The sequence below is a fragment of the Dysgonomonas sp. GY75 genome, assembly GCF_015234155.1.
GTDB classification, from domain to species: domain Bacteria; phylum Bacteroidota; class Bacteroidia; order Bacteroidales; family Dysgonomonadaceae; genus Dysgonomonas; species Dysgonomonas gadei.
Genome location: NZ_JADCLQ010000022.1, coordinates 57,154 through 81,124, shown reverse-complemented (window position 1 = coordinate 81,124; position 23,971 = coordinate 57,154). Strand labels below are relative to the sequence as shown.

The following is a 23,971-nucleotide window of genomic DNA, read 5'->3' as shown; positions in this document are numbered from 1 at the left end:
CTAACTGATAACAATTGAATGAAAAACCTGTTACCTTTTATTTTTAACCACGGAGTAAACGGAGTAACACGGAGTTTTTTATAAACAGGATACCCTGCTCTGCTCAACACGATAAGCTAATTATTAATTTTTCATTCTTCATTCTTAATTGTTTTCCCTGTTACCTTTGTTACTTTTTTACTCTTCGGGAGATGATTAATTTTTTATGTAACAGAAACAGTGTAACTTTGAGGAGATAACTTGAGAGAACAAAATATGCAGGAAAATAATATTATAGCAGCAATATCCACTCCGGCCGGTGTGGGAGGTATAGCCATTATTCGTTTATCCGGGAAAGGGTGTATTGAGTTGACAGAGTTCGTTTTCAAGCCACTTGGAAATAAAAAACTTGGAGAGCAAAAGGCAAATACAATCCATTTCGGGTACATAATAAAGGATAGTACTGTATTGGATGAGGTGCTGATTAGTGTTTTCAAAGCACCGCATTCGTTTACCGGTGAAGATGTTGTAGAAATCTCCTGTCATGGTTCTGTTTATATACAGCAAAATATTTTGCAGTTGTTGATATCCAAAGGTGCTGCTTTGGCTCAACCCGGAGAATTTACACAACGGGCCTTTCTGAATGGTAAGATGGATCTGTCGCAAGCTGAGTCTGTCGCAGACCTGATTGCATCGTCGTCGGCTGCCACGCACAGACTGGCTATGAACCAAATGCGCGGAGGATTTAGTAATAAATTAATTGAGCTGCGTACTGAGCTCCTGAATTTTGCATCCCTGATCGAACTGGAGCTTGACTTCTCGGAGGAAGATGTTGAATTTGCGAACAGGGAGCGACTAAAAGAAACGGCTTATGATATTGAACTGCATATAAGGAAACTGGCAGAATCTTTCGAATTGGGAAATGCTGTGAAGAATGGTATTCCTGTAGCTATCATAGGTGAGACGAATGCGGGAAAGTCAACTCTTTTGAATCTGTTGTTACATGAAGAGAAAGCAATTGTTTCGGATATACATGGTACAACCCGTGATGTGATAGAGGATACTATTAATATACAAGGGCTGACATTCCGCCTGATCGATACCGCCGGGATACGTGATACAACTGACGAGATAGAGAGTATCGGGATAGAACGTACATTCAAAAAGATAGAGCAAGCCAATATTATACTGTGGATAACGGATGTAGGAACAGCGGATGAGCATATCCGGGATTTGGCTGAAAAGATATTACCTGCTATAAAGAATCAGAAGTTGATTTTGGTGTTCAATAAGGTTGACATGATTTCTGCCGAGAGAAAAGATAATAAAGAGAGACTACTTAAGGAAGAGATTCCGGATCGTATTTTCATTTCAGCAAAATATGAACAGGGAACGAATGACTTGGAGAGCTTGCTTGTGAAAGCGGCTAATATCCCGGAAATAGGAGAGCAGGATATTATTGTAACTAATATGCGCCATTATGCAGCGTTGGAGAATGCATTAACTGCTATAAAGAGAGTAGGGGAAGGGCTGGAGTTACATCTATCCGGGGATTTTTTATCTCAGGATATTCGGGAATGTATGCATTATCTGGGTGAGATAACTGGACAGATATCTACTGATGAGATATTGGGGAATATATTTGGTAAGTTTTGTATCGGCAAATGATAAGTAATCAATATTAATCGATAATAATTATCAATCATCACAAAGTCACCATTTTATGGTGGCTTTTCTTTTTCTCTATTCTATCTTTGCTAATCAATAATTATAGTTTTTTTGATGATATTTATGTCATTTTTGTACCGATCATCGAAAAAATTGCACTCTCGTTTGGATTAATAACATAGATTATGCATATTTGCAACATGTAGCAACGCTGTGATACAAAGTGCAACACAAGGCAACAGATTTTTAGCGAAGTTAAAGGATAGAATTATGAGCAATAAATTAGAGATTATAAAAAAATGTGAGTACTGCGGAAAAAGATTCGTAGCACAGAGAACGACGACCCGTTATTGTTCTCACCAATGTAACTCGAGGGCTTATAAAGAAGATAAGAAGAAGAGAAAGGTCGTAGGTCTCAACTATGCCGTTATGCAGGAGATAGAACGGATCAGTGAACGCTTCGAAGAAATTCAGGATAAAGAGTTTCTGTCAGTGGTAGAAACAGCTTTTCTATTAAGTATTGAGAGGACCACTGTTTATCGCTATCTACATCGCGGACAATTAAAAGGAATCCGGATGGATGGCAAAACTTTTATTCGTCGTTCAGATATTGATGCGATGTTTGATAATGCCGAAAAATATGAGTCAAAGGCCAGGCCGAGTGTCGAAGCAAAACCGCTCACCGAATTCTATACAGTAGCTGAGATCAAAGAAAAATTCAATATTAAAGAATCCTGGCTATTCAAAGTAGCCAGAGAGAATGATATACCTAAAACTCTGATTCGGGGAAAATCCTATTTTAGCAAGAAGCACATTGATAAATATTTTGAAAAGAAAGGCATTAATGATTATCAGGATATTAGAGAATGGTACACAGTTGCGGATATTATGGAAAAGTATGGGTTGACTCTCAATGCAATATACAGCTTTGTCTCAGAGAATCAAATACCCAAGAAGAAGGATGGGCGAATGGTTTTATACTCCAAACATGATTTCGATGTAGCAAAGGGATATGAAAAACCCAAGGAGCCTGAATATTATTCAGTAGAAGAAGCTATGGAAAAATACAACCTGACTCGTGATGCACTATACCATTATATAAAGTATCATGATATACCCAAAATGAAAGATGGTCGATACATTAAGATATCGAAGCCTGAACTCGACAAATTGTTTAACCCTCAAATAACACAATAATATGGCAACACTGACGAGAGTTCATCTCAGACAACGAGATGTAACAAGAGGAAGGATAAGCCTCTATTTAGACTACTACCCTGCAATTCGTGATCCTCACTCCATGAAGATGACACGGCGTGAGTATTTGGGTATTTACATTTATGCAAAGCCTAGAAATGAATTCGAAAAAGAATTCAACAACGAAATGTTGATGAAAGCTGAGGCTATCAGAAGCATAAGGGTACAATCCATCATTAATGAGGAATTCGGTTTTTTAGACAAGAATAAAGCAAAAGCGGATTTTCTTATCTACTTCAAAACTAAAGCAGAAAAGAAAGATCAGAAATGGATGAAGGTGTATTTGCATTTTTCTAACTTCGTCAAAGGCAAATGCGCTTTCGGACAAGTCTCTGTAGATCTATGCAATCGTTTTAGAGATTATTTGCAGGATGCAAGGCAATTGAAAAACAAGAACTATCGGATATCGCAGAATTCAGCATCCGGATATTTCTCTACCTTCAGAGCATTATTGAAGGTCGCCTATAAAGAGAAGTTTTTTAGAGAGAATTTGAATGACTTTCTTGATTCAATAGAAACAACTGATGTAAAGAAAGAATATCTCACGTTGGATGAAGTCAAGTTGCTAGCCAACACCCCATGCGATGATTACCCGATATTGAAAACTGCTTCTTTGTTCTCCTGCATGACCGGATTGCGAATCAGTGATATATTGAAACTCGATTGGAAAGAAATAGAGCCGGCTTCGGATGGAGGCTATTGCATGCGATTACGAATAGAAAAGACTGAAACAGAAACAACCTTGCCAATAAGCGACGAGGCTTTGGATTTATGTGGCAAACGAGGAAAAGGAAAAGTCTTTAGAGGTCTACAACGAAGTATGACTCAACAACCTTTAAAAGCATGGGTTGCTAGTGCCGGAATAACAAAACACATCACATTCCATTGCTTTCGGCATACTTTTGCTACCTTGCAAATCGCTTTAGGTACAGATATTTACACTGTGAGTAAGATGCTTACTCATAAAAATGTCTCTACAACACAGATATATGCGGATTTGGTTAGTTCGAAGAAACGAGAATCTGCAAATAAAATTAGTTTAAAGTAAAGAACATATGAAGATAAAGGACTTTGACTCAAATATATTAAATATGAGCCTTGAATTAACTCTGGAATGGGGTGAACATTGGTTGGCTCCAATACAAGAACGAATAATGCTTAAGCTACCGAGTCTGAGTTTAAACCAAGCAGACTTTTTAGATTCATTCTCGAAAAAAGTACAGAAAGATATAAATTTATTTATCAACCAAACATTAGAGAAAAAAAGAATTGAGTCGGAGCAACTCAAGGAAATTGTACTGTCATATATAAATGAAAAATATTCTTGGATCAATGAAAGTAATTCTGCTAGACTTTTCAGTCAAGGATGTTACTATGCTTGGAAAGATGGATTATTATAAATTCAATATAAGAGAGTCAACAAATAAAATAAGTTTGAAATAATAAAACTTATAATTATAGAAGAATTAATAAAAGGTTATATGAAAAAGAAAGTACTATATCCATATACTTTTGATCGAAAAGGAGATACACTCAGACTCACGATTAGCCCTAAAAACTGTAATCAATTACTATTTTTAGGCTGTATCGTATTATTTTCTGGACTTTTTCTTTTTCACATAGGTATGTTAATCTTGATTCTGCCCATACTTGATATTACACTGAAATTTATTCTAATTAATAGTATTGTATCACTTTTAGAGATATTTGTAATCCTTTATTTTTTCTCTTCCTATTGGTGGAAACGAAAAGGGTTAGAGATATTTATACTTTACCCTAATAAGCTAGAATATGTGTTAGTCAATAAGCCTTTTAAAACAGAGAAACATATCTTCGATTTTGAGAAATTAGAAATTAGATATCAATCAGGAGAGGATTTTTATAATGAAGAAGAAGCCATACTACTAGGTGTAGAGCTAGACTTAGATAAACTTGTAGGTAATTATCCGATACAGTTCTATATGGACGATGGACTACAGGTCGTTGATTCAGAGCGAAGAATCCCTGTTGAAGTAATCAGAAAAATAAAAGAAGAATACCTTTTAAATCAGAATAGCCATGAATAATAAAGGAAAAGTGGAAAGTGGCAATACTTTATCAGAGAATGAAAGAGTAGGACTACTGCGTGTCATAACAGACTATACCTATGCTTTAGACACCTTAGATAGATACGATTATCAAAAACTTGAGATTGAAAAAACGACGGTCGATGAACCTTTCAGAGCGAATTATGACAATGCGATGGAAGCTATCTATGTATTGAGAGATAAGTTTGGAAGTGGAGGTTTGTTCGGAAATGAGAAAGACCAGTCTTTCAAAAGTTCAATCAGTACCATTTATCAAACATTTGGAGGAGAAGAGTTATATCCCAGCATAGAAGAAAAAGCAGCTATGCTACTGTACTTAGTGACTAAAAACCATTCATTCAGCGATGGAAATAAGCGAATTGCAGCATTCCTATTCCTTTGGTTTTTAGAGAAAAATGGTATTCTGTACAAAAGTGACAGCACAAGACTTATTGAAAACAATACGCTCGTTGCTCTTACTCTGATGATTGCGGAAAGCCGTACAGAGGAAAAAGATATTATGGTAAAAGTTATTGTGAATCTGATAAACCAGAATAATTGATAGGGGTAACAACAAAACTGAAAATCAGGCAATAAGATAAATTTAAAGTAAACATCCCACATATGAATATTACTATAAAAAACATACGGCTAAAGAGTCAACAACTATTAAAACAGACATTGGATACACCAAAAGAAGTGGTGTCGTGGATGGGAGCAATGCAAGCTCAGGATTTCACTATGGCAAAATGGGCTATTGCTATCAGATCGAAACAATGTACAGAACAAGATATCGAAGGCGCTTTCAACCGAGGGGATTTTCTTCGAACCCATATCATGCGCCCAACCTGGCATTTTGTTTCTTCAGACGATATCAGGTGGCTTCTGAAATTGACAGGAGAGCGAATTAAAGGCGCATGGAAATATGTAAAAGATCTGAAGGTTGATGAACAGGAACTTACAAAATGTTATAAACTGCTAGAGAGGACACTGGGGGACAATAACCATCAGACTAAGGACGAGATTACAAAAACATTCGAGCAAGCAGGATTCAGGGCTACCGAAAGGCATATATACCTCTTTACAATGTTGGCTGAAGCTGATGGCATTATATGCAGTGGTTCATTGAAAGAGAAAAAACAAACATATGCACTACTGGACGAAAGAGCTCCCCAAAGCAAAGATATACACAAGGATGAAGCGCTGGCTAAGCTAGCTCAAAGATATATGCAGAGTCATTCTCCTGCAAGCTTACAAGATTTTGTCTGGTGGTCGGGGTTGACGATCAAAGATTGCAGACACGCTTTTAGCCTAATTGACAATGAATTGATAAAAGATCACTTCGGTTCGACTGAATTATATATTCACAAAGACTATAATGAATGCGCTTCTTCGGATACAAATATACTTCACTTCCTTCCTGCATATGATGAGTATCTTATCAGCTACAAGGATAGGACAAATGTTTTAGACTTAGAGCATCATCCGAAAGCTTTTAATAACTATGGTATATTTCAATCAATTATACTGTATAATGGCCATGGTGTAGGTAATTGGAAAAAGATTAAGAAAGCGAAAGGGATTGATTTTGATATTTCTTTTTGGGATAGTAAGTTCAAAATAGATAAGGAGTTACTTGCCTTAGAAGAGAAGAAGTTCCAGGATTATATTAAGAAATAAGAATAGCAATGAATTTCAAAGCTAAATTATCGGAGCGGATTGGTATGGATGATATCCATGAAATACTTCGTTTAACCCAACAAAGTGATAAGCGAAAGCAAGAATTATATGATTTAGTTATTGGAGAAGATGAAAAAATAGGATATCATGCGGCTTGGATCTTTACACATTTTTCTCCGGAAGCTAATAAATGGCTGTATGAAAAACATGATGAGCTTGTTAACGAAGTGATGATGTGTGAGCATGGAGGTAAACGGAGGGTTATCCTCAATCTGCTTTATAAACAGCCCTTATCAAATCCTCCGAGGGTTGATTTTCTGGATTTCTGTCTGGTGCGAATGCTCTCAGTTAAAGAATTACCGGGTGTTCAGTCTCTCTGTATGAAAATAGCTTACGAGCTCTGTCGTACTATTCCTGAGTTAACCCAGGAATTGAAAACTACTCTTGAGATGATGGAAGGGGAATTATGTCCGGCTATCAGGTCAGTGCAAAAGAATATTCTTAAAGCAATTCCGAAAGGGAAAAGCTTACAAAATATTAGTATATGAACTACAAAGATCCCGATAATATCTTTTTAATCATCTGTGGGGCAATGGGGATTGGCTTAATAGCTCTCGTTTTTAGGTATCTGTTTATTGGATTGGGATTTGACTCTTTTGGTGCAAATCTCGTATTTGTTATTGTATTTGTTGTATGCCTAATTCTTTTTATATCTTATCTGGAGTTTCTCATTTCACGGTTTAGTAAGACTAATCAAGAACGCGAACCTGTTTTAGAAGAAAATATTATTTCTGAACAGGTTGAGACATTCATAGAAGAGCCTAAATCAGACCTTGATATCATCCGTGAAAAACATCAGCAAAAGGAACTTCTATATAAAGAAAGGTTATTGGAGACGGCTCTTGAATATACGCGGGAAACTTTTGCTCCTTATGCCACAGACGAAAATATAAATCTTATATGTAAGTATGTTACAGACTATTACAATGGATTTGGATTCGATGATATAGAATTCGCTATAGTCCACGATCTTAGCACTTATGATCTATACCATTATGGTTGGAATATCTGGAATCATTTCAAACCGATAATGAGAAATAAACAAGAAGAAATAGCTTGTTTTCTGAAAGCGGTATTTGCAAAGTCCTTGAGAGATATCGAAATAGAAACGATAAGAAAAAAATTAACTTTCGATGAGAGTAAATTTAAAATTGAGTTGAATAACAGTCTCTCGCTGAAATGATAAAAGCTAATCCCTGATAAAAGAAACTAAAGTTTATTATTCTATTTTGTTTTTTATAAAAGATCAGCTTTTCTGTATTTTTAAAAGCTTCCATAATTCACCTGAAAACATGGCAGTCTTAATTCTTTCCGCCAAAGATCAACCACTTGATCTCTATCGTCCAAAACGAATTCAATAAAGTATTTATTCTTAATTTCAGCTTCATAAATTTCACCCTTGATAACGGAGTCCTTTCGAAAATCTTTTGATTGACGCATCCAAAGCTGATGATAAGGAATGTCATATCTTTCCAAAAATCGAAGAGTTGGTTCACGAAAACGGTCTTCCCTTCCTGATACAAGTAGTATCTCATATCTTTCTTTGGCAAAAACTTTCAGTGTATTGGCAACAGGGATATTTAATTCATCCTCATCACAAGAGCTTGCATCAAATGGGTTGCGATGACTCATTAAAGCTAATGTTCCGTCCAAATCACAAATAATCGCTTTAGGAAGTGATATGTCTTGCTTAATGGTCAATACACGATTGTCTTGTAAAGGTCGAGTCGAGAAATCGAATATCTTTTTCAATTCTTCCAACTCTTTCATATAACGCTTCTGAACGTTAGTCGGGATATATTTACCGATTTCTTTATTTCTCTTTTCGCACCGTTCGGTAATCGTTTTGGCTTCTGTTTCAAATACTTTGAATGAAATATCCGCTAAATAATTGAACTTTTCAATATAATGATCCAGATATTCAGATTTACAATGTGTAGCATCGAGCAATACGTTGAAGCGTTTGCGCAACAAAACTTCTATTGAGGCATCCAACATTTCCGTTATCATTCCCTCTTCGTGTGGAGGAAGATTTGAATATGTGAAATGCATAGTGCGAAAATCATCACGGCACAGACGCATCCAGTTTTCTTCAGTACGGATAAAATATTTTGCAAAGGTTGACTTCCCCGAACCAGGAGCACCTATTAATATTAATAGTTTTGGATTTTTTCTTTTCATTGTTTTTTGGATTTTTCTTCTACAAGTCTTGCAATCAATATGATTACTTTTTGTATATCTGAAATAAGAATATTTAAATATTTGTTGTTGTGAAAAATCACGGTTACTTTATTAACACTAATACTAGGCTCATCCTTTAAAATTTCTTTGAGGTATCCTAGTTTTTTAGTTTCGCCATGAGTGATATTGACCCTAATATTTTTATATTCAGTTTCTATCTTAGCTATTAATCCTTCCAACTCTGCATCAAATGATTCGATAGCTAAATATGCCTTTATGTAGGAAATTTCGTTATAAACATAACTTTTCTTTTTGTCTTTTTGTCCTTCGATTATATCAAACTCAATTCGTATAAATTTTAGTAATTTCTCGAACATATTATAAATTGAGCAGAAGTGCGCCCCACGAAGATCACTAATGTATTCTTCCCAAATGCTAATGGGATTATTCTCATATAAGTAACTAGCGATATCTATTTCAATTTCTTTATCTCCATTTCCAAACTGCTTGGCTTCTTTCTTAATCTTTTCTGATTCTATAGTTATTTCCTTCTCGAGTAAATGTATGCTTTGTGTAACTATATGTGCTACATTTTGAATAGAATCTTCTACAAAAGCAACTCTATTATCTCGACCTTTTCCAAATGCCATAATGCTTTTTTTTTATTTTATAATCTTGTATCCAATCCGGCTTCTGCTTTTTCACCCATAATACGGTCGAAAACTAGATTCTTGAGGAAATAGTTTTCTTTGTTAATCTCTCGGTATGGGACTTTTAATAATTCCCAGTTCAGCATCCAGTCATTGATAGAGCATTCCAGTTTTCGTCCAATATTACGTTTAGATATATAGTAGCTATATTGATCATGGAAATTGACACCATATATCATAGTCAAATATTGGTTATTTCTCACTTTGAAAGCTGGGGGCATTCCTTTGATAAAAGCTTGCCGGGGTTTGATAACTATTCCTTCTTCGTTATTCTTCTCTAATGTGGCAAACCAAGAATAAACAGTTTCTATTGATTGATCTAATTCTATATCATTATCTATCGACAGATACAAAAATTCATCATCATTTACGTCCTTATAACTGAGATTGTCATTTCCAAAATCCTCCGAACCGTCATCAAATACCTTCTTTAAAATATTGAAAGGTTTGAAATAAATATCTCCCTGTTGCCCGAAATGATTGATCTGAGTTTCGTAAACATCAATGCTTTGCTTGTAAACAGTCAAATCCAACACCTTAAATTCAAATAGAGATTCATATTGACGGATGATATGGTACGGATATTTTGCTCTAAGATCCTTGGTCGACAGCATATTTTTATCTTCAATGAATTGCTTGTAGACCTCTGATTCTCTTACGGATTCGATCTTTTTATACAAATTGGAACTTGCGAGGTGTTCAAAGTGATTTTGATGTACATTTAGATATCCGCCAAATTCATTTTCTATTAGTCCTTTACCCATCGAACTCCAAGGCATCAATTCAGATTGAATTATTATAAATTGTAAATTAGTCCAATCGAAACGAGCATGTAATTCACGACAAGCTTCTTTTACAGCATCCAAATCGATATGGTCTATTTTGTGCCCATTGCGACTTACAAAATAAGTATCTTCCAAATTTTTGTTTAAGTAGATGTCGCAATATGATCCCATATATTTTTTTTCGACAACGATCTCCTTTATTTCATTATTATAAAAATAGCGGACAGCCTTGTCGATACTCTCAATCTCCTTTCGTTCCGGTGATTTAGGTGCAGGGGATATGGTTGGAGAAAAAGCATTTACTTTATTCTCACAAAACCAATCTATTCTATTTTTTAGTCTTTTTAGGTCTTCCATTTATTTTATTTTTTGTGTATTTGTAATTCCGAATGGAATGTGTACTGCAGGAATATTTTTCAAATGAGATAAATGCCCTAATTGATCATCGAAGAATATATGGGGATGCATTACGTCTAGTACTCTAGCCTTATCAATACCTCCCAAAAAGAAAGCTTCATTTACGTCTACGCCCCAGCTCTTTAAAGTATTGATTAAACGCTCATGGGCCGGTGCATTTCTTGCTGTTACTATAGAAGTCTTTAATATTCTTTTATAATTTCTATCTTCCATCATCTTCTTAGACTCCATTTTTTGAAAAATAGCTATTCTTGCAAAAAGATTAGCCAATAAGCCTGGTTTAAGAGGTATCGTTGCATTGTTTTGTTCAGATAAGTGGAACGCTTCCATCCCTTTAGATTGATAAACTTTTTCAGCATCATCATTAGCTATGACTCCATCAAAATCAAAAGCAATTCTTAATTCATCACTTTCGTCATCTTCCATTCTTGCATCCAATACTCTCCCTGCTGCATAACCATTCTCACATGCGGCTCTTACGTCATTTTCATCAGCAGATAAAAACAAGGATGTATTAAATGCGGGTAAATATTCATAAGGGGATGAGCCTGAGAAAAAGGCAGCCCTAGTAATATTTAGATCATATTTCTTTATGGATCTAAAAGCTCGAAGACCTGTCTCAGGGCTATTTCTCGAAAGTAATATGACTTCTACTGGTTGCTCCTCTGAAAATATATTATTCAAATTTAGTAGTCTCTTTATAAAAGGGAATGCGACCCCTTTTTCAAAGGTTCTATCTATATTTTGTTCTTGATATTTTTTATATTCTTCTACACCTTTCTCTTTGAATATTTGGTGAGATTCAGATAAATCAAATAAAGCACTTGATGCTACAGCTATTACTAATTTCTTATCTATTGGATATGGCATATATAAAAGTTATTTATTGTTTTTTGTTATTACACAACCTTGAGTGGGTTGAATACCATTTAAATTGTCTCCCAATTGGAAAAATTCAATATTTATATCTTTACTTTCGGTACATTCTGCAATCAGATTAAGAAACTCTTGTCGAGTAGGCTCAAAATAGTGGTCATCATGACGAAACTCTGTCTCCATATTGTAGAACTGATTAAATTCTGCATTCGGTGTTGTAATAATTAATTTATTAAAATTGTATGACAAAGCTTCTTGTATTAATTCTTTTGCTACATCTATCGGATTATGTTCAATAACTTCAGTTAGCAGGATATTTACACAATCTTTAGAATCGAATTCTTCTAGTGAATTCATGAATACGAGATTATCTTCATCATATCGTCTTGATACATTTTCAGCAAGCCTTTCAAACCTTTCGTCATGATCTATTGCATAATATATAGATGAAAACTCTTTATTCATCATCTTTTTATAGTATGTAAACTCACCACAACCAATATCCAAGATTGGAATATCCCGTTCTAATAGATTGGTTATAAAATGAATTCGTTGTAGATATGTTCCTTGTAAAACTAGATTAGCTTCTAATCCGTATTTTGCCAGATAATTTTCAAAGACGGGTTTTAACTCATTAAATTGCCGTTCCGATTTTACTGCTTTCATTATAAACAGATAGAAAACGAAATAAGGCACATTATCAATGTTAGTCAATATACGTCCGTACTTTTGGGCAAGGCTGTCATCAATATAAGTAAACATTCCATAATCGTTAGTCACATGTGTAAATAGTGAGACTAAAGCCAATAGATTAAATGCTTCGAATATACTTTTAGCCGAAATCGTAAGGTTAAAAATACGACTAGACTGCTGTGTGACTTTTACACCCTCAAAATATTTGGTTGGCAGGAACCTGCCGTTTCTGTACCAGTTGGAATCAATATAGAACGATAGTATTTCAATAACACAAGGTTCTATATCGGCTTCACCTTGAGTAATACCAAGCCACTGAATATCTTTTGAGGAAAATTCATTCTTACTTTTTAATATATGGGCGAATAGCTCATTGCAAATATGTAACACGGCTAATGGCGTGCAATAGCTCTGATAATCTATCTGATTGGCTTCTTCGGGCATATAGCTATATTTTGTGTCTTGAAATATAACTTCGTAATAATTCTTATTGACTACATTACCCACAATTTGTCCGTTCTTCAATGGTCTGAAATATAACCCATTATCTGTATTCGGATTTTTATATAGGATATCCAATAATCGGTCATTTTGGCTCTTAATTTTTAAAATCATAATTGGTTGTTCTTTGATTTATGATGCAAAGGAAAATAGGAGGTACGCAGTATTTTTGCGTAATATTGCTAATCTTTTAATATTTTTAGTTGCCCCTTTATTAATGATTCAAGAGCTATAACATTATTTAAATATTCTACTTCTGTATTTGTGTTTTTTAGAGTCATCTCATAAAACATTTTATGCTTTGCTATACTTGTCATAATTGATAAATAATGAGGGTATAAGTCAATAAGCATATCACAATCTTTTTTAAATTCGTCAACTTTTATTCTTATTCTTAAAGATTCATCTATTGCTTGAAAGCCTACAGGTTTTGGATCTTTAGTTGGATACCCATCTCTGTGCTTTACACAATTACATATCCAATTAATCTTTGATGTAATATAAAATTGTCTCCAATCTTTAAGATTAAACTGGAATCTTTCCTTTGCCCATTCAGATACGGTCACTTCTGTCTCAAAAACTTCTTTCTGAAATATTAAGTTTATTATAGTTTCAACTTCATTTATATAATTCTCTAGTTTGTGAAATAAACCTACATAAGCTAACCTTATTGTGTCAAACAATGTTTCTTCAAAGTCAAAGCTTTTAATATCAATCAAATTTTTATGACGTGAGTTTCTCACTTCATTTTTTCCTATATAAATCGATTTGTTTACAGCAGGAATAAAGCTATTACAGACGAGTTCTTTATAAGATATGATTTCCATCATTCTAAAGCTTGTCATATTGAATACTTTGTTTGCCAATTCATTTTCTAATACCAAATTGAAATTCGGAATCTTTAAGAATTCTTTGGTCAGATTATCTGTTAACTGATCAAATCTATTTATTTTCTTGTTTTTTGCCATTCTGATATTACTTATACAATTCTTCTCTCATTTCTACCAATACCCTTTCTGCTAAATCCTTATCAGGAGCAGTAGGCAAAAAAGATATAGAACAATATGACTCTATACTCTCCATCAACTTATCAGCCATAGTCAATAAATCATCATAATCCATATTTCCGGATTTTATATCAAGTAGTTGTTCTCTGTTCGGTCGTTTTACATTCAGTTTTCCATCCCGTAATATTTCTTCCGCTACTTGCAACAAGCGGATGGTATGCATCATATTTTTAGAATCATAATTCTTTCCATGATTCAAATTTGTCTGATAGCGATTATCGTTGCGTTCTTCCACCCAATCCCAATATTCTTTATACTCTTTGCAATAGAGTGAATAAGCTTCCATATTCCAAAACAGGTAGGCAAGAGCTTGTTGACCTTTAGGTATAGATGATAACGACACCTCGTTGGCAGTTTCTTTTACGGCTATACCATGATAGCCAAATTCATCTTGAGAATCATAAAATAAGGCATACATTCCTTTTGCATGAGAGATGGAGCTAAGCCCACATTTTTCTTGAGCATACCCATTTTTGTCAAGCCATTCTTTTACCGGCACGGACTGATAACTATCCATTATATAGCAAAAGTCCAATACTGTTTTACGTTCTTTTTCCATAGGATTCACAACCTTCTTTTTGTATCCTCTTGCTTTTCTTATCTGAGTGAGAGCATAGCCAGCAAAAGTATCTTTACATAATTTTGACAAGAACATATTTATATGAAACTTCTCCATCAATGGATGTTTGTATAATATACATTCTTCGGGAGAAGCTAGTAATTCAAGTAGATTTGGATTGTTCTTGCAAAGCAACTCTACAAAACGCCCCAGTTCATAAAACACCTCATCATTGGTCTCGTTACTTATTTGAGGTATATATTCCAATCCATAGAATTGATCTTTGGGCAGATAGAATACCCCTTTCAGGTCAGTATCCGACTGAGGGGTATCCAATCCATATGCTTTGCTACCGCTTACACATTCGAAAAGAAGCAGCCCTTTATCTTTTATTTCTTGTATAGTCATATTAGTATTGCTTTTCTGAAAAACTCATCAGATATCTTTTGATCAAAGTCTTTCTTTGCTAATTGTAACGAAACTTCCATGCAATAATCAAATGTCCGATCTATCCATGTTTTTATATCTTGATCTATTTCTATCAAATAACTTTCATTTGCTGTTGATTTCAGTTCTATCAAAGATAAAACCTTTTTTCGCAAATCATCTGTCAATAAATCCATTAATGGATAGATGCTCATTGGAGCTATTGTATTCTTTTCTGCACACCACCAAGCTGCAAGCATTGGTCGAAGTACATAAAACAGTTTCTTTATTTTTATATCTTCTCCCTGCATAGTTTCCATCGCTCCACGTGCTATACCCAGATAATGATGTATGTTGTTGCGAGGGTAAAAATAGCTTTGACAAAGTGTCCACAGTTCATCTTTGAATGTGGTATCTTCTTTGTAAACCACAGGCGATTGCAACCATTCGAATGGTGTCGTGTTCGACTTCGTTATCAGGTGTAGCACTTTTGATATATCCCAACCATATATGTCTAATTCATCATTTATCGGAAAAGACAGATGATCTTTCTTTGGCTTGATGGTTAGATATTCCTCTATTGGTCGTGAATATATAAACCTCACATCATAATCACTATCAGGTGAAGGAAATCCCCATGCCCGGCTACCAGATTCACAAGAGTAAAGTATTTTTATTCCGTAAGCTTTTTCTATTTCAGTTAGTTTTTGTTGTATAGTTGCTTTCATTGTTATTTACTTTGATGATACAAAGTAAAATACAGCGTACGCAGTATTTTTGCGTAATGAAATATATTTTTATTATTTTTGAGAATAAATACCCATAAATCTAAATCTTATGAAGAAAACAACTTCTTTTTTTATCTTCTTCCTGATTACATTTGGTCTGCATGCTCAAAATGAACAACCGAAACTTATAGAGCTAGGTAAAGCATACAAAAATTTTATGTTTGTGAATACCCCTACGGATGACTATGTGAAAAATCTAAAAGAGAACAGCTCAGAGGATTTAATGGCAACTACAGATTTCATTATCCAAACCATAATTCCGAAAACAAAAATTATTGATAAAGCTTATTTAACTTTGCCTGATGAACAGACTCTGAAAAACATCTACATTGTTTGCTCTGTCAATTATAATCTCCATGCCAAAGAACCAGTAAGGAATGAGCAGATAGTCGATAGTCTATTAAATATTACTATTCCCAGATATGAAATGATTGATAGATATTACAGCATGTTGTTTGCCTCATATGGAAATAAAGTAAAGCCATTTAATATGTCTAAAATTGATTTTCGTTTGAATGAATATAATTTACAGAATGATACAGAGAAGGGTATTCTGTTTTTACGTTGTATGGAGTTTTGTGGTAAACAGATTTGGAGGTTAATAAATATTGCAAAACCGATGAATACTAAAGGAGCTTATGATAATATAAAGAAATATCCTAAATTCAATGGATTAAAATACTATCAGTATAATGATTTCAATTTTCCTGATTTTGAAATGGTTATTTATACAAATAGAGGAAAAGAAAGTTATAAAAATTACTTTATAGGTAAATATTATGAGGTACTCTTGAATCATTTGCTATGTATTAAAAAAGAAGATAAATCGGAAAAAGAATATCATGAACTGTTATTAGGCTCTATTTTGAGAGATAAAGATTATTATAAGTATTCTAAAAACAAAGACATCTTAGACAGTCTTTTTAAAGAAATAAAAACAGATTGAGTATAATACCATGCCAGTAAACCGTAATGCCCTCATTCGCTATAAGACAATAGATACTTGTCTACGAAACAAATATAGACAGTGGACACTTGAAGACCTGATAGATGCTTGTTCGGATGCTTTGTATGAATATGAAGGAATAGACAAAGGTATCAGTAAACGCACAGTCCAAATGGACATTCAAATGATGCGGAGCGAAAAGTTAGGCTATAATGCACCTATAGTAGTATATGACAATAAATATTATAAATACCAAGATGAGGATTACAGCATAACCAATACGCCGTTGTCTGAACAAGACCTAAAAACCATGTCAGAGGCTGTTGAGGTTTTGCGTCAGTTCAAAGGATTCTCCTATTTCTCAGGTATGGGCGATATTGTCAGTCGCTTGGAGGATCATGTTACTTCGGCCAAACAAAAAACTATACCCGTTATAGACTTCGAGAAAAATGAAAGCCTAAAAGGGTTGGATTATCTTGATATTATTTATCACGCTATTGTTAACAAGCAAGTACTAAGCATAAAATACCGGTCATTCAAAGCCCGGTCAGCAAATACATTCTTATTCTATCCTTACTTATTAAAAGAATATCGTAACAGATGGTTTGTATTCGGTCGCAGGAGGGGAAATCTAATCAATCTGGCACTGGATCGGATACATAATATAGAGATAGCAGAAAAAGAAAAATTTGTAGAGAATGACTTATTCAACCCTCAGACTTTCTTTGAAGATTTAGTAGGAGTAACCAAGAATGTCGGCATGAAAACCGAAACCGTACGCTTTTGGGTAAATAAGGAAAATGCACCTTATGTGCAAACCAAGCCTTTTCATAAAAGCCAGAAAGTAGTTGAAGAATACGAAGACGGGTCTAAAGTATTCGAAATTAATGTAGTTATCAATCAGGAACTGCAACGCGAATTCTTTGGATACGTGGATACTATAAAAGTTTTATCTCCGCAATCTTTAGTTGAATTTATGGGATGGAAATTTAGGCTGGCAAAGGAACGATACGAAAGAGATATATAACTTCCCAAAGTTACTAATAAATAGCCATCTTATATAGTAGCTATAAGCTATATTTGTAAACACCTTAATGGACATTGAGGTGGAAATTTGTTTACAGTATTTTAGTCAAATTGCACAATGTTTATTTGATTATTTTTTACAATATTATATAAAATTATAAAATAAATGTGATTACAAAAAATCAATAGTTAACTTATATTTACATTTGACGTAGTCAGCATATAATATATCGACTCCAATAGTCTACAAATTTGCATTACATATTCGTTACACGTTTTTTTTAAATTCTTTCGCATGATGTATGTATGGCGGATTATAGACCCAGGGTTCGGAACCGTTATTAACCCACTGCTAGTTAAATAATTAAAAATGAGATAGATATAAATTTATATAAAATTAAAATAGAAAGAATGCGACACTGTTATTTAGTTGAATAACAGTGTCTTATTTTTATAAGGACAGATAAAAGAGCGTAAGTTTGTTACAAAAAACGACTCTTTTTGTGATAGATTTTTGAGGTACTTTTTTATGTATATATCTCACAGAATCAATCACAAAACACAAACTAAATAGAATGAACAATAGATACAGGGTTCTATTTTTTATAAAAAAAAATGAACCTAAAAAAAATGGACACTCTACTATAATGATTCGGATAACCTTTAATAAGGAAAGAGTACAATTCAGTAGCGGTTTAGATGTTAAGCCCGCAATATGGGATCAGAAGGCAGAGAAAGTTATTGGAAAGAAGCAGTTCGCTAATCAGATAAATAACCGTTTGGATATGATAAGGACAAAACTATTCACTTCTTATCTGGAGGCATCGAATAAAGGGAAGGGCTTATCTGCCCAATACCTAAAGAATACTTTTCTGGGAATAGATAACTCTAGGGAATTAATGTTGGTTTATCAGTTTAAGAAACAACTGAAATTCTTTAAGACCAAGACCGGATTTAGACTTGATCAAAAAACTCTGAGTCGTTATGAATTGACATTAAATATAGTTATTGAATTTATGCGGAGTGAACTTGGCACAGATGATATTCATATACAAAAAATAGACTTGTATTTTATAGAGCGATTCTATTTTTTTATTCGAGAAAAATATAGCTGTATCAATAATACAGCTATAAAATATGTACAGCGTTTAGCATCCATCGTAAGCTATGCATGTAAAATAGGATTAATAGATAAAAATCCATTTTTACTGTTCAATTATCGATTAGATAAAACTAGTCCGATATATTTAAATGAAGATGAAATTAATAAAATCTGGCGTAAGAAATTTCTCAGCAAAAGGTTAGAACAAATCAGGGACTACTTCGTATTCAGCTGCTTTACAGGCTTATCATTCATAGATATGTGTTCTTTAAAAAGTGACGATATAAAGGTTGGTCCAGATAAAAAATTATGGATTATGATATTGAGACAAAAGACAGGACTGGAGTCAAATATACCGTTACTGAAGATACCTCTTGAGATTATAAAAAAATATGAAGATGAAAATACCCCTAATAAGAATTTATTTCCTATAAAAAGTAATCAAAAAACCAACGAATATTTGAAGGAAATTGCCGATTTGTGTAATATCAAGAAAAATGTGACTTTTCGAGTGTCCCGACACTCATTTGCCACTTTGGCAATCAGTAATGGTGTGTCCATTGAAGCAGTAAGCAAGATGCTAGGACATACCAATGTAAAGACAACTCAGATATATGCTCAAATAACAAGCACTAAAATAAGCAAGGAAATGGCAATTTTGGAGACACAGCTGTCAGATTAAGCCTTAGTTATTATCTATTACAGATTGGATCTAAGCTTTTACACAAAAAGCAAGCAAGGTATTCATATATAAGAATACCTTGCCTAAACATTCGCATCAGATTTTATTCATTCGACCTCTTTTGAACATAATAATATCGAATCCTAAATAATAAGATTTCCCCTTTACTTTTGAGTGGGGGAGTAGCTTTTGCTGTTTATATCTTTGCAGTGTCCGTTTGCTGACATTCAATAGTGATTGTGCTTCATTATCATCTAGCAAATCAGTATCTTTGATATTGTTAGTTTCATGCAACTTTTCTAATTTGTTTTCCAGTTTATCAAACCTTTCCATGATTAGAATCATGCATTTATCTATTTTATCTTTAATCTGTTCCATATTTCAGCTGTTGGTTTTATTTTCTTCGGTATCTTATAATCTGATTATTGACTATCCTCTCAATTTCTTCTTGAGTATATAGACAAATATTACCAGGTCTAATATATGCAATATCACCTCGTTTACGCATTCTCCAGAGGGTCTGTTTAGAAATACGAAGCATTTTAATGACATCTTCACCAGTAAGTAATTTACTATTGGCCTTTCTTCGTTTAATATCCTCTTTCTCTCGATTGATGATATAACTTTCTATTTGCTCAAGTTTCATCATTATTGCCCTAAAGGCATCGCTTTGAATGGTTATAAAATTCTGTTCCATAAGAAATTTTTTAATTGTTAAACTTTTAGTATTTCAAAAAAATCATTACAAATATAACGTGTTATTTAATTAATGAATTGTATTATAGATATTTGGCGTGATTTGTCTGGTTTTGGCATGATTTGTCACTTTTTTAGGATGAGAGTTATTTATTTCCATATCTATAAATACTATTACTCATTTCTTCTCTGATTTGATCCAGGCTTTTCTTTTTACCTTTTTGAATCCAATTGATAAGTTCATCTTCAAAGAAGAATAATTTCTTGCCTTTTTTATAGCATGGTATCAATCCTTTTCTAGCTAAAGAGTAGATTGTCGATTTAGCTTTTTGAATAATCCGACATGCTTCATCTATTCCTATTGGCATCCGTTTTTCAATGTTTTGGGGTTCCGTTTTGACAAGTAAGATTTTAAGCTCATCTACAGTCTTGATTAGATAAGCTATCGCTTCGGGTAACTTTTCGAAAGTAAGATCATTGTACATCATAGTTTGGCCATTTTAAATTAAACATGCCCAAGTGTAGATGGTGATATTATGGTGAAAAATTTCACTGAAAAGTCTCTATGGTTTTTGTTTTTTTTAACCGTTGATGATGGATAGTGATAATACTTACAAATAATGTTATTTTTTCAAATTATTCCATTTCTGCATTTCTTTAATTTTAACTGTATCTACAATTTTGGCATAAACTTGTGTGGTTCGTATACTAGTATGCCCTAACAATTTGCTTACAACTTCTATAGGAATTCCTAATGAAATTGACACTGTCGCGAAAGTATGCCTCGCAACATGAGTAATTTTCAGAAAAGCGGGCGAAAACAAAATGATGAAATAAAATGGTATTCAGTTGTTAATTAGCTGTTTGACGACTATTCAGGGTTTGAATAAAAAGCAAGAAATTGCAAAATATCAGGGTATTTCAGTTACCAAACCGTTAGCCGGCTGTTACCGGAATACGAATAGGTAACAGTGTGTAAACAACTATATTTCAACCTGCTTATTATCTACTGAACTACAGTATTTTGCATAACAAAGAACGCTTATAAAACAGGTAATTTCACCAGTTAAAACAAAAGCGTATGAAAGTAGAAAAATTCAAAGTATTGCTTTACCTTAAAAAGAGCGGTCTGGACAAGTCGGGTAAAGCCCCGGTCATGGGCCGTATCACCGTAAACCGGTCAAAGGTACAGTTCAGCAGCAAGCTATCCTGTACCCCCGCCTTGTGGAATCCCCGTGAAAGCCGCTTGGACGGAAAAAGCCATGAAGCGGTCGACGTGAATGCCAAAATAGATAAATTACTATTGGCGGTGCATCATGCATTTGACAGCCTTGTGGAACGTAATAAGCCTTTTGACGCCGAATCGGTAAAGGCTTTATATCAGGGAAGCATGGACGCACAAATGACCCTGCTTAGCCTTCTCGACCGGCACATGGAAGGATTAAGGGCCCGTACCGGAATCGACGTCGCACCGACCACGCTAAGCACCTATGTGTACACGCACCGTTCGCTCGGCAGGTTCGTTAAAAAGAAATTCAAGACCAAAGACATTGCCTTCGGGCAGCTGAACGAGCAATTCATCCGGGAGTATCAGGACTTTGTGTTAAGCGAAGGCTATTCGATGGATACTGTCCGCCATTATTTAGCTATCCTGAAGAAAATCTGTAAGATCGCTTTCAAAGAAGGCCTATCCGAAAAATTTCATTTTGCCCATTACAAGCTGCCTAAACAGAAAGAGACTACCCCGAAAGCATTGAGCCGGGAGAATTTCGAGAAAATACGAGACCTGGATATTCCTAAAAACCGTCCTTCAACCCGCTTCACAAGGGATTTGTTCCTCTTCGCCTGCTATACAGGCACATCCTACGCGGATGTGATCCGCATTACACGGGAGAACCTGTTTACGGATGAAGAAGGCAGCCTGTGGCTCAAATATGCAAGGAAGAAAACGGACTACCGGGCACGCGTCAAGCTGTTGCCCGAAGCGATTGCCCTGATTGAGAAATACAGGGACGAAAGCAGGGATACCCTGTTTCCGATGCAGTCGGCCGACATGGTAAAAGCCAATATGAAAGGCTTGCGGGTTATGGCGGATATAAAAGAGCCGGTGACCTACCATTCAGGCCGCCACAGCTTTGCCAGCCTTATTACGCTCGAAGAGGGCGTTCCTATCGAAACGATCAGCCGGATGCTCGGACACAGCAATATCCGGACAACACAAATCTATGCCCGCGTCACCCCGAAGAAGCTTTTTGAGGATATGGATAAGTTTATAGCAGCTACCGGCGATTTGAAACTAATTCTTTAGTTCCCTGATTCCGGATTCTGTCAATCGTTAAATTTTTGCATTTTAAATCTTTAAATTTATAAGTCATGCGCAGTACATTTAAATTGCTATTTTACATCAACCGCAATAAGGTAAAGTCGGACGGTACAACCGCCGTTATGTGCCGGATCAGTATCGACGGTAAAATTTCCGTTCTCACAACAGGCATCTACAGTCCTCCTGAAGAATGGAACGCTAAAAAAGGCGTAATCAAAACGGTAAGGGATAATAACCGCCTGACAGAATTCCGCAACCGTGTTGTAAATACCTATGAGCATATACTTAAACAACAGGGGGTAGTCAGCAGCGAGCTGCTTAAGAATACGGTTACCGGGGTAAACTCCATACCAACCTGCCTGCTCAAAGCCGGCGAAGTAGAGATAGAACGGCTGCGGATTCGCTCGATAGAAATAAATTCGACCTCTGCCTACCGGCAATCCAGGCTTTCACAACTGAACCTGCAGGAGTTTCTCCTTTCCAGAGGGATGGAAGATATTGCTTTTACGGATATCACCGGAGAGTTCGGCGAATCATTCAAGACCTTTATGAAAATAACGCATAACCGGAGGGCGGGATATATAAACAAATGCATTACCTGGCTCAACCGCCTTGTCTACATTGCCATCGACCAGGAGGTATTGAGGAGCAATCCGCTTGAAGATGTACGGTACGAAAAGAAAGAACCCGCCAAGCACCGCTATATAAGCAGGCAGGACTTAAAGCGTATTATGGAAACCCCGATGAGCGACTTGCGCCTGGAACTGGTACGCAGGGCTTTCATTTTCTCTTCATTTACCGGGCTCGCCTATGCGGATATGTACCGTCTTTATCCGCGCCATATCGGCAAAACGGCAGAGGGCAGGCCCTATATCCGGAAACAGCGAGTCAAGACAAATGTGGAGGCATTTATACCGTTACATCCGGTAGCTAGGCAGATATTGTCGCTCTATAATACCACGGACGACAGCAAGCCTGTATTCCCGTTACCGGCCCGCGACATGATCTGGTGGGATATAAACCAGATCGGAGTTTCCATGGGATTTAAGGAGAATCTTTCCTACCATCAGAGCCGGCACAGCTTCGGGACGCTGGCGCTCTCGGCAGGACTTTCCATCGAAAGCATCGCCAAAATGATGGGGCATGCCAATATTTCCACAACACAGGGTTATGCGCAGGTCACGGAACAGAAAATATCGGAAGATATGGACAGATTGATGATACGCAGGAAAAAGGATGGTCCGGCAACAGATAAAGCATCAATGACACATGACAGCCGATGACAGGTCTGACCCTATTACAAACTATAATATTAATTAAAACGGCAGGCTATTGAAATTAACCTGCCGTTTTTCACAGCCTTCCGCAGGATATTTGCTGATATTGAACGTGTATGAATTCATGCCTATTTTATAATAAGTTCAACCTGTCACACAATATAAAACTCACATTACAATTCTAGACAAGTTTATATAACCATTTT

At 35.2% G+C, this 23,971-nt stretch carries 25 protein-coding genes and 1 pseudogene; 14 read left to right on the top strand and 12 right to left on the bottom strand.

The window, feature by feature from the left end; genetic code table 11:
* Positions 1-255 precede the first annotated feature (255 nt).
* From mnmE to IR083_RS10670, 9 genes and pseudogenes are all read left to right on the top strand, one after another.
* On the top strand, positions 256-1,647 hold the full coding sequence (mnmE, locus tag IR083_RS10710; RefSeq protein WP_006801207.1) for a tRNA uridine-5-carboxymethylaminomethyl(34) synthesis GTPase MnmE: 1,392 nt from the start codon (positions 256-258) through the stop codon (positions 1,645-1,647).
* 270 nt (positions 1,648-1,917) lie between these two features.
* Positions 1,918-2,844, top strand: a complete 927-nt coding sequence (locus tag IR083_RS10705) for a helix-turn-helix domain-containing protein (RefSeq protein ID WP_044216727.1) — start codon at positions 1,918-1,920, stop codon at positions 2,842-2,844.
* 1 nt (position 2,845) lies between these two features.
* On the top strand, positions 2,846-3,952 hold the full coding sequence (locus tag IR083_RS10700; RefSeq protein WP_194224325.1) for a site-specific integrase: 1,107 nt from the start codon (positions 2,846-2,848) through the stop codon (positions 3,950-3,952).
* 7 nt (positions 3,953-3,959) lie between these two features.
* Positions 3,960-4,304, top strand: coding sequence for a hypothetical protein (locus IR083_RS10695; RefSeq protein WP_194224324.1), 345 nt, complete (start codon positions 3,960-3,962; stop codon positions 4,302-4,304).
* 81 nt (positions 4,305-4,385) lie between these two features.
* The gene (locus tag IR083_RS10690; protein WP_194224323.1) at positions 4,386-4,970 is read left to right on the top strand and encodes a hypothetical protein; all 585 of its coding nucleotides are present in this window, start codon (positions 4,386-4,388) and stop codon (positions 4,968-4,970) included.
* Positions 4,971-5,010: 40 nt separating this feature from the next.
* Positions 5,011-5,532 (top strand): annotated as a pseudogene (locus IR083_RS10685) (type II toxin-antitoxin system death-on-curing family toxin); the annotation flags it as partial.
* 62 nt (positions 5,533-5,594) lie between these two features.
* The gene (locus tag IR083_RS10680; protein ID WP_194224322.1) at positions 5,595-6,650 is read left to right on the top strand and encodes a winged helix DNA-binding domain-containing protein; all 1,056 of its coding nucleotides are present in this window, start codon (positions 5,595-5,597) and stop codon (positions 6,648-6,650) included.
* An 8-nt stretch (positions 6,651-6,658) separates the two neighbouring features.
* Positions 6,659-7,198, top strand: coding sequence for a hypothetical protein (locus tag IR083_RS10675; protein ID WP_194224321.1), 540 nt, complete (start codon positions 6,659-6,661; stop codon positions 7,196-7,198).
* Positions 7,195-7,893 (top strand): DUF1097 domain-containing protein, encoded by a 699-nt coding sequence (locus IR083_RS10670; RefSeq protein WP_194224320.1) that lies wholly within the window; start codon positions 7,195-7,197, stop codon positions 7,891-7,893. Before IR083_RS10675 ends, IR083_RS10670 begins: the two co-directional genes overlap by 4 nt.
* An 80-nt stretch (positions 7,894-7,973) precedes the next feature.
* Here the strand turns inward: IR083_RS10670 and IR083_RS10665 are convergent, their stop codons facing one another.
* The 8 genes from IR083_RS10665 to IR083_RS10630 form a co-directional block, all read right to left on the bottom strand.
* Complete coding sequence (locus tag IR083_RS10665; RefSeq protein ID WP_194224319.1) at positions 7,974-8,891, bottom strand: AAA family ATPase; 918 nt, start codon at positions 8,889-8,891, stop codon at positions 7,974-7,976.
* Positions 8,888-9,541 carry a hypothetical protein gene (locus IR083_RS10660; RefSeq protein ID WP_194224318.1) on the bottom strand — a complete coding sequence of 218 codons (654 nt, stop codon included), beginning with the start codon at positions 9,539-9,541 and terminating at the stop codon, positions 8,888-8,890. The genes IR083_RS10665 and IR083_RS10660 overlap by 4 nt, the downstream gene beginning before the upstream one ends.
* A 17-nt stretch (positions 9,542-9,558) precedes the next feature.
* Entirely contained in the window at positions 9,559-10,743 is a 1,185-nt protein-coding gene (locus IR083_RS10655) for a hypothetical protein (protein ID WP_194224317.1), read from the bottom strand.
* Positions 10,744-11,673 carry a 5'-nucleotidase gene (locus IR083_RS10650; protein WP_194224316.1) on the bottom strand — a complete coding sequence of 310 codons (930 nt, stop codon included), beginning with the start codon at positions 11,671-11,673 and terminating at the stop codon, positions 10,744-10,746. It lies immediately after the preceding gene.
* Positions 11,674-11,682: 9 nt separating this feature from the next.
* On the bottom strand, positions 11,683-12,987 hold the full coding sequence (locus tag IR083_RS10645; RefSeq protein WP_194224315.1) for a hypothetical protein: 1,305 nt from the start codon (positions 12,985-12,987) through the stop codon (positions 11,683-11,685).
* Between the two features lie 68 nt (positions 12,988-13,055).
* On the bottom strand, positions 13,056-13,841 hold the full coding sequence (locus IR083_RS10640) for a hypothetical protein (RefSeq protein ID WP_194224314.1): 786 nt from the start codon (positions 13,839-13,841) through the stop codon (positions 13,056-13,058).
* Positions 13,842-13,848: 7 nt separating this feature from the next.
* Positions 13,849-14,907: a DNA polymerase beta superfamily protein gene (locus IR083_RS10635; RefSeq protein ID WP_194224313.1), complete on the bottom strand. Its 1,059-nt coding sequence runs from the start codon at positions 14,905-14,907 to the stop codon at positions 13,849-13,851.
* Positions 14,904-15,653, bottom strand: coding sequence for a DNA polymerase beta superfamily protein (locus IR083_RS10630; protein ID WP_194224312.1), 750 nt, complete (start codon positions 15,651-15,653; stop codon positions 14,904-14,906). The genes IR083_RS10635 and IR083_RS10630 overlap by 4 nt, the downstream gene beginning before the upstream one ends.
* 109 nt (positions 15,654-15,762) lie before the next feature.
* Here IR083_RS10630 and IR083_RS10625 point away from each other — a divergent pair, with 109 nt between their 5' ends.
* The 3 genes from IR083_RS10625 (at position 15,763) to IR083_RS10615 (ending at position 19,469) form a co-directional block, all read left to right on the top strand.
* The gene (locus IR083_RS10625; RefSeq protein WP_194224311.1) at positions 15,763-16,659 is read left to right on the top strand and encodes a hypothetical protein; all 897 of its coding nucleotides are present in this window, start codon (positions 15,763-15,765) and stop codon (positions 16,657-16,659) included.
* Between the two features lie 10 nt (positions 16,660-16,669).
* Positions 16,670-17,686, top strand: a complete 1,017-nt coding sequence (locus IR083_RS10620) for a helix-turn-helix transcriptional regulator (protein WP_194224310.1) — start codon at positions 16,670-16,672, stop codon at positions 17,684-17,686.
* A 574-nt stretch (positions 17,687-18,260) separates the two neighbouring features.
* Complete coding sequence (locus tag IR083_RS10615) at positions 18,261-19,469, top strand: site-specific integrase (RefSeq protein WP_194224309.1); 1,209 nt, start codon at positions 18,261-18,263, stop codon at positions 19,467-19,469.
* 96 nt (positions 19,470-19,565) lie between these two features.
* Here the strand turns inward: IR083_RS10615 and IR083_RS10610 are convergent, their stop codons facing one another.
* The 4 genes from IR083_RS10610 to IR083_RS10595 all read right to left on the bottom strand — a co-directional run bounded on the left by IR083_RS10610 (position 19,566) and on the right by IR083_RS10595 (position 20,989).
* A complete protein-coding gene (locus IR083_RS10610) occupies positions 19,566-19,847 on the bottom strand; it encodes a helix-turn-helix domain-containing protein (RefSeq protein WP_194224308.1) in 282 nt (93 codons plus the stop codon).
* Positions 19,848-19,863: 16 nt separating this feature from the next.
* Positions 19,864-20,166, bottom strand: coding sequence for a helix-turn-helix domain-containing protein (locus IR083_RS10605; RefSeq protein WP_194224307.1), 303 nt, complete (start codon positions 20,164-20,166; stop codon positions 19,864-19,866).
* Between the two features lie 145 nt (positions 20,167-20,311).
* Positions 20,312-20,653 carry a helix-turn-helix domain-containing protein gene (locus IR083_RS10600; protein ID WP_194224306.1) on the bottom strand — a complete coding sequence of 114 codons (342 nt, stop codon included), beginning with the start codon at positions 20,651-20,653 and terminating at the stop codon, positions 20,312-20,314.
* 135 nt (positions 20,654-20,788) lie between these two features.
* The gene (locus IR083_RS10595) at positions 20,789-20,989 is read right to left on the bottom strand and encodes a tyrosine-type recombinase/integrase (protein WP_199343219.1); all 201 of its coding nucleotides are present in this window, start codon (positions 20,987-20,989) and stop codon (positions 20,789-20,791) included.
* Between the two features lie 257 nt (positions 20,990-21,246).
* Between IR083_RS10595 and IR083_RS10590 the strand changes: the two genes are divergently transcribed.
* A complete protein-coding gene (locus IR083_RS10590; protein ID WP_194224305.1) occupies positions 21,247-22,473 on the top strand; it encodes a site-specific integrase in 1,227 nt (408 codons plus the stop codon).
* 65 nt (positions 22,474-22,538) lie between these two features.
* Positions 22,539-23,771: a site-specific integrase gene (locus IR083_RS10585; RefSeq protein ID WP_194224304.1), complete on the top strand. Its 1,233-nt coding sequence runs from the start codon at positions 22,539-22,541 to the stop codon at positions 23,769-23,771.
* The last annotated feature ends 200 nt before the right edge of the window (positions 23,772-23,971 follow it).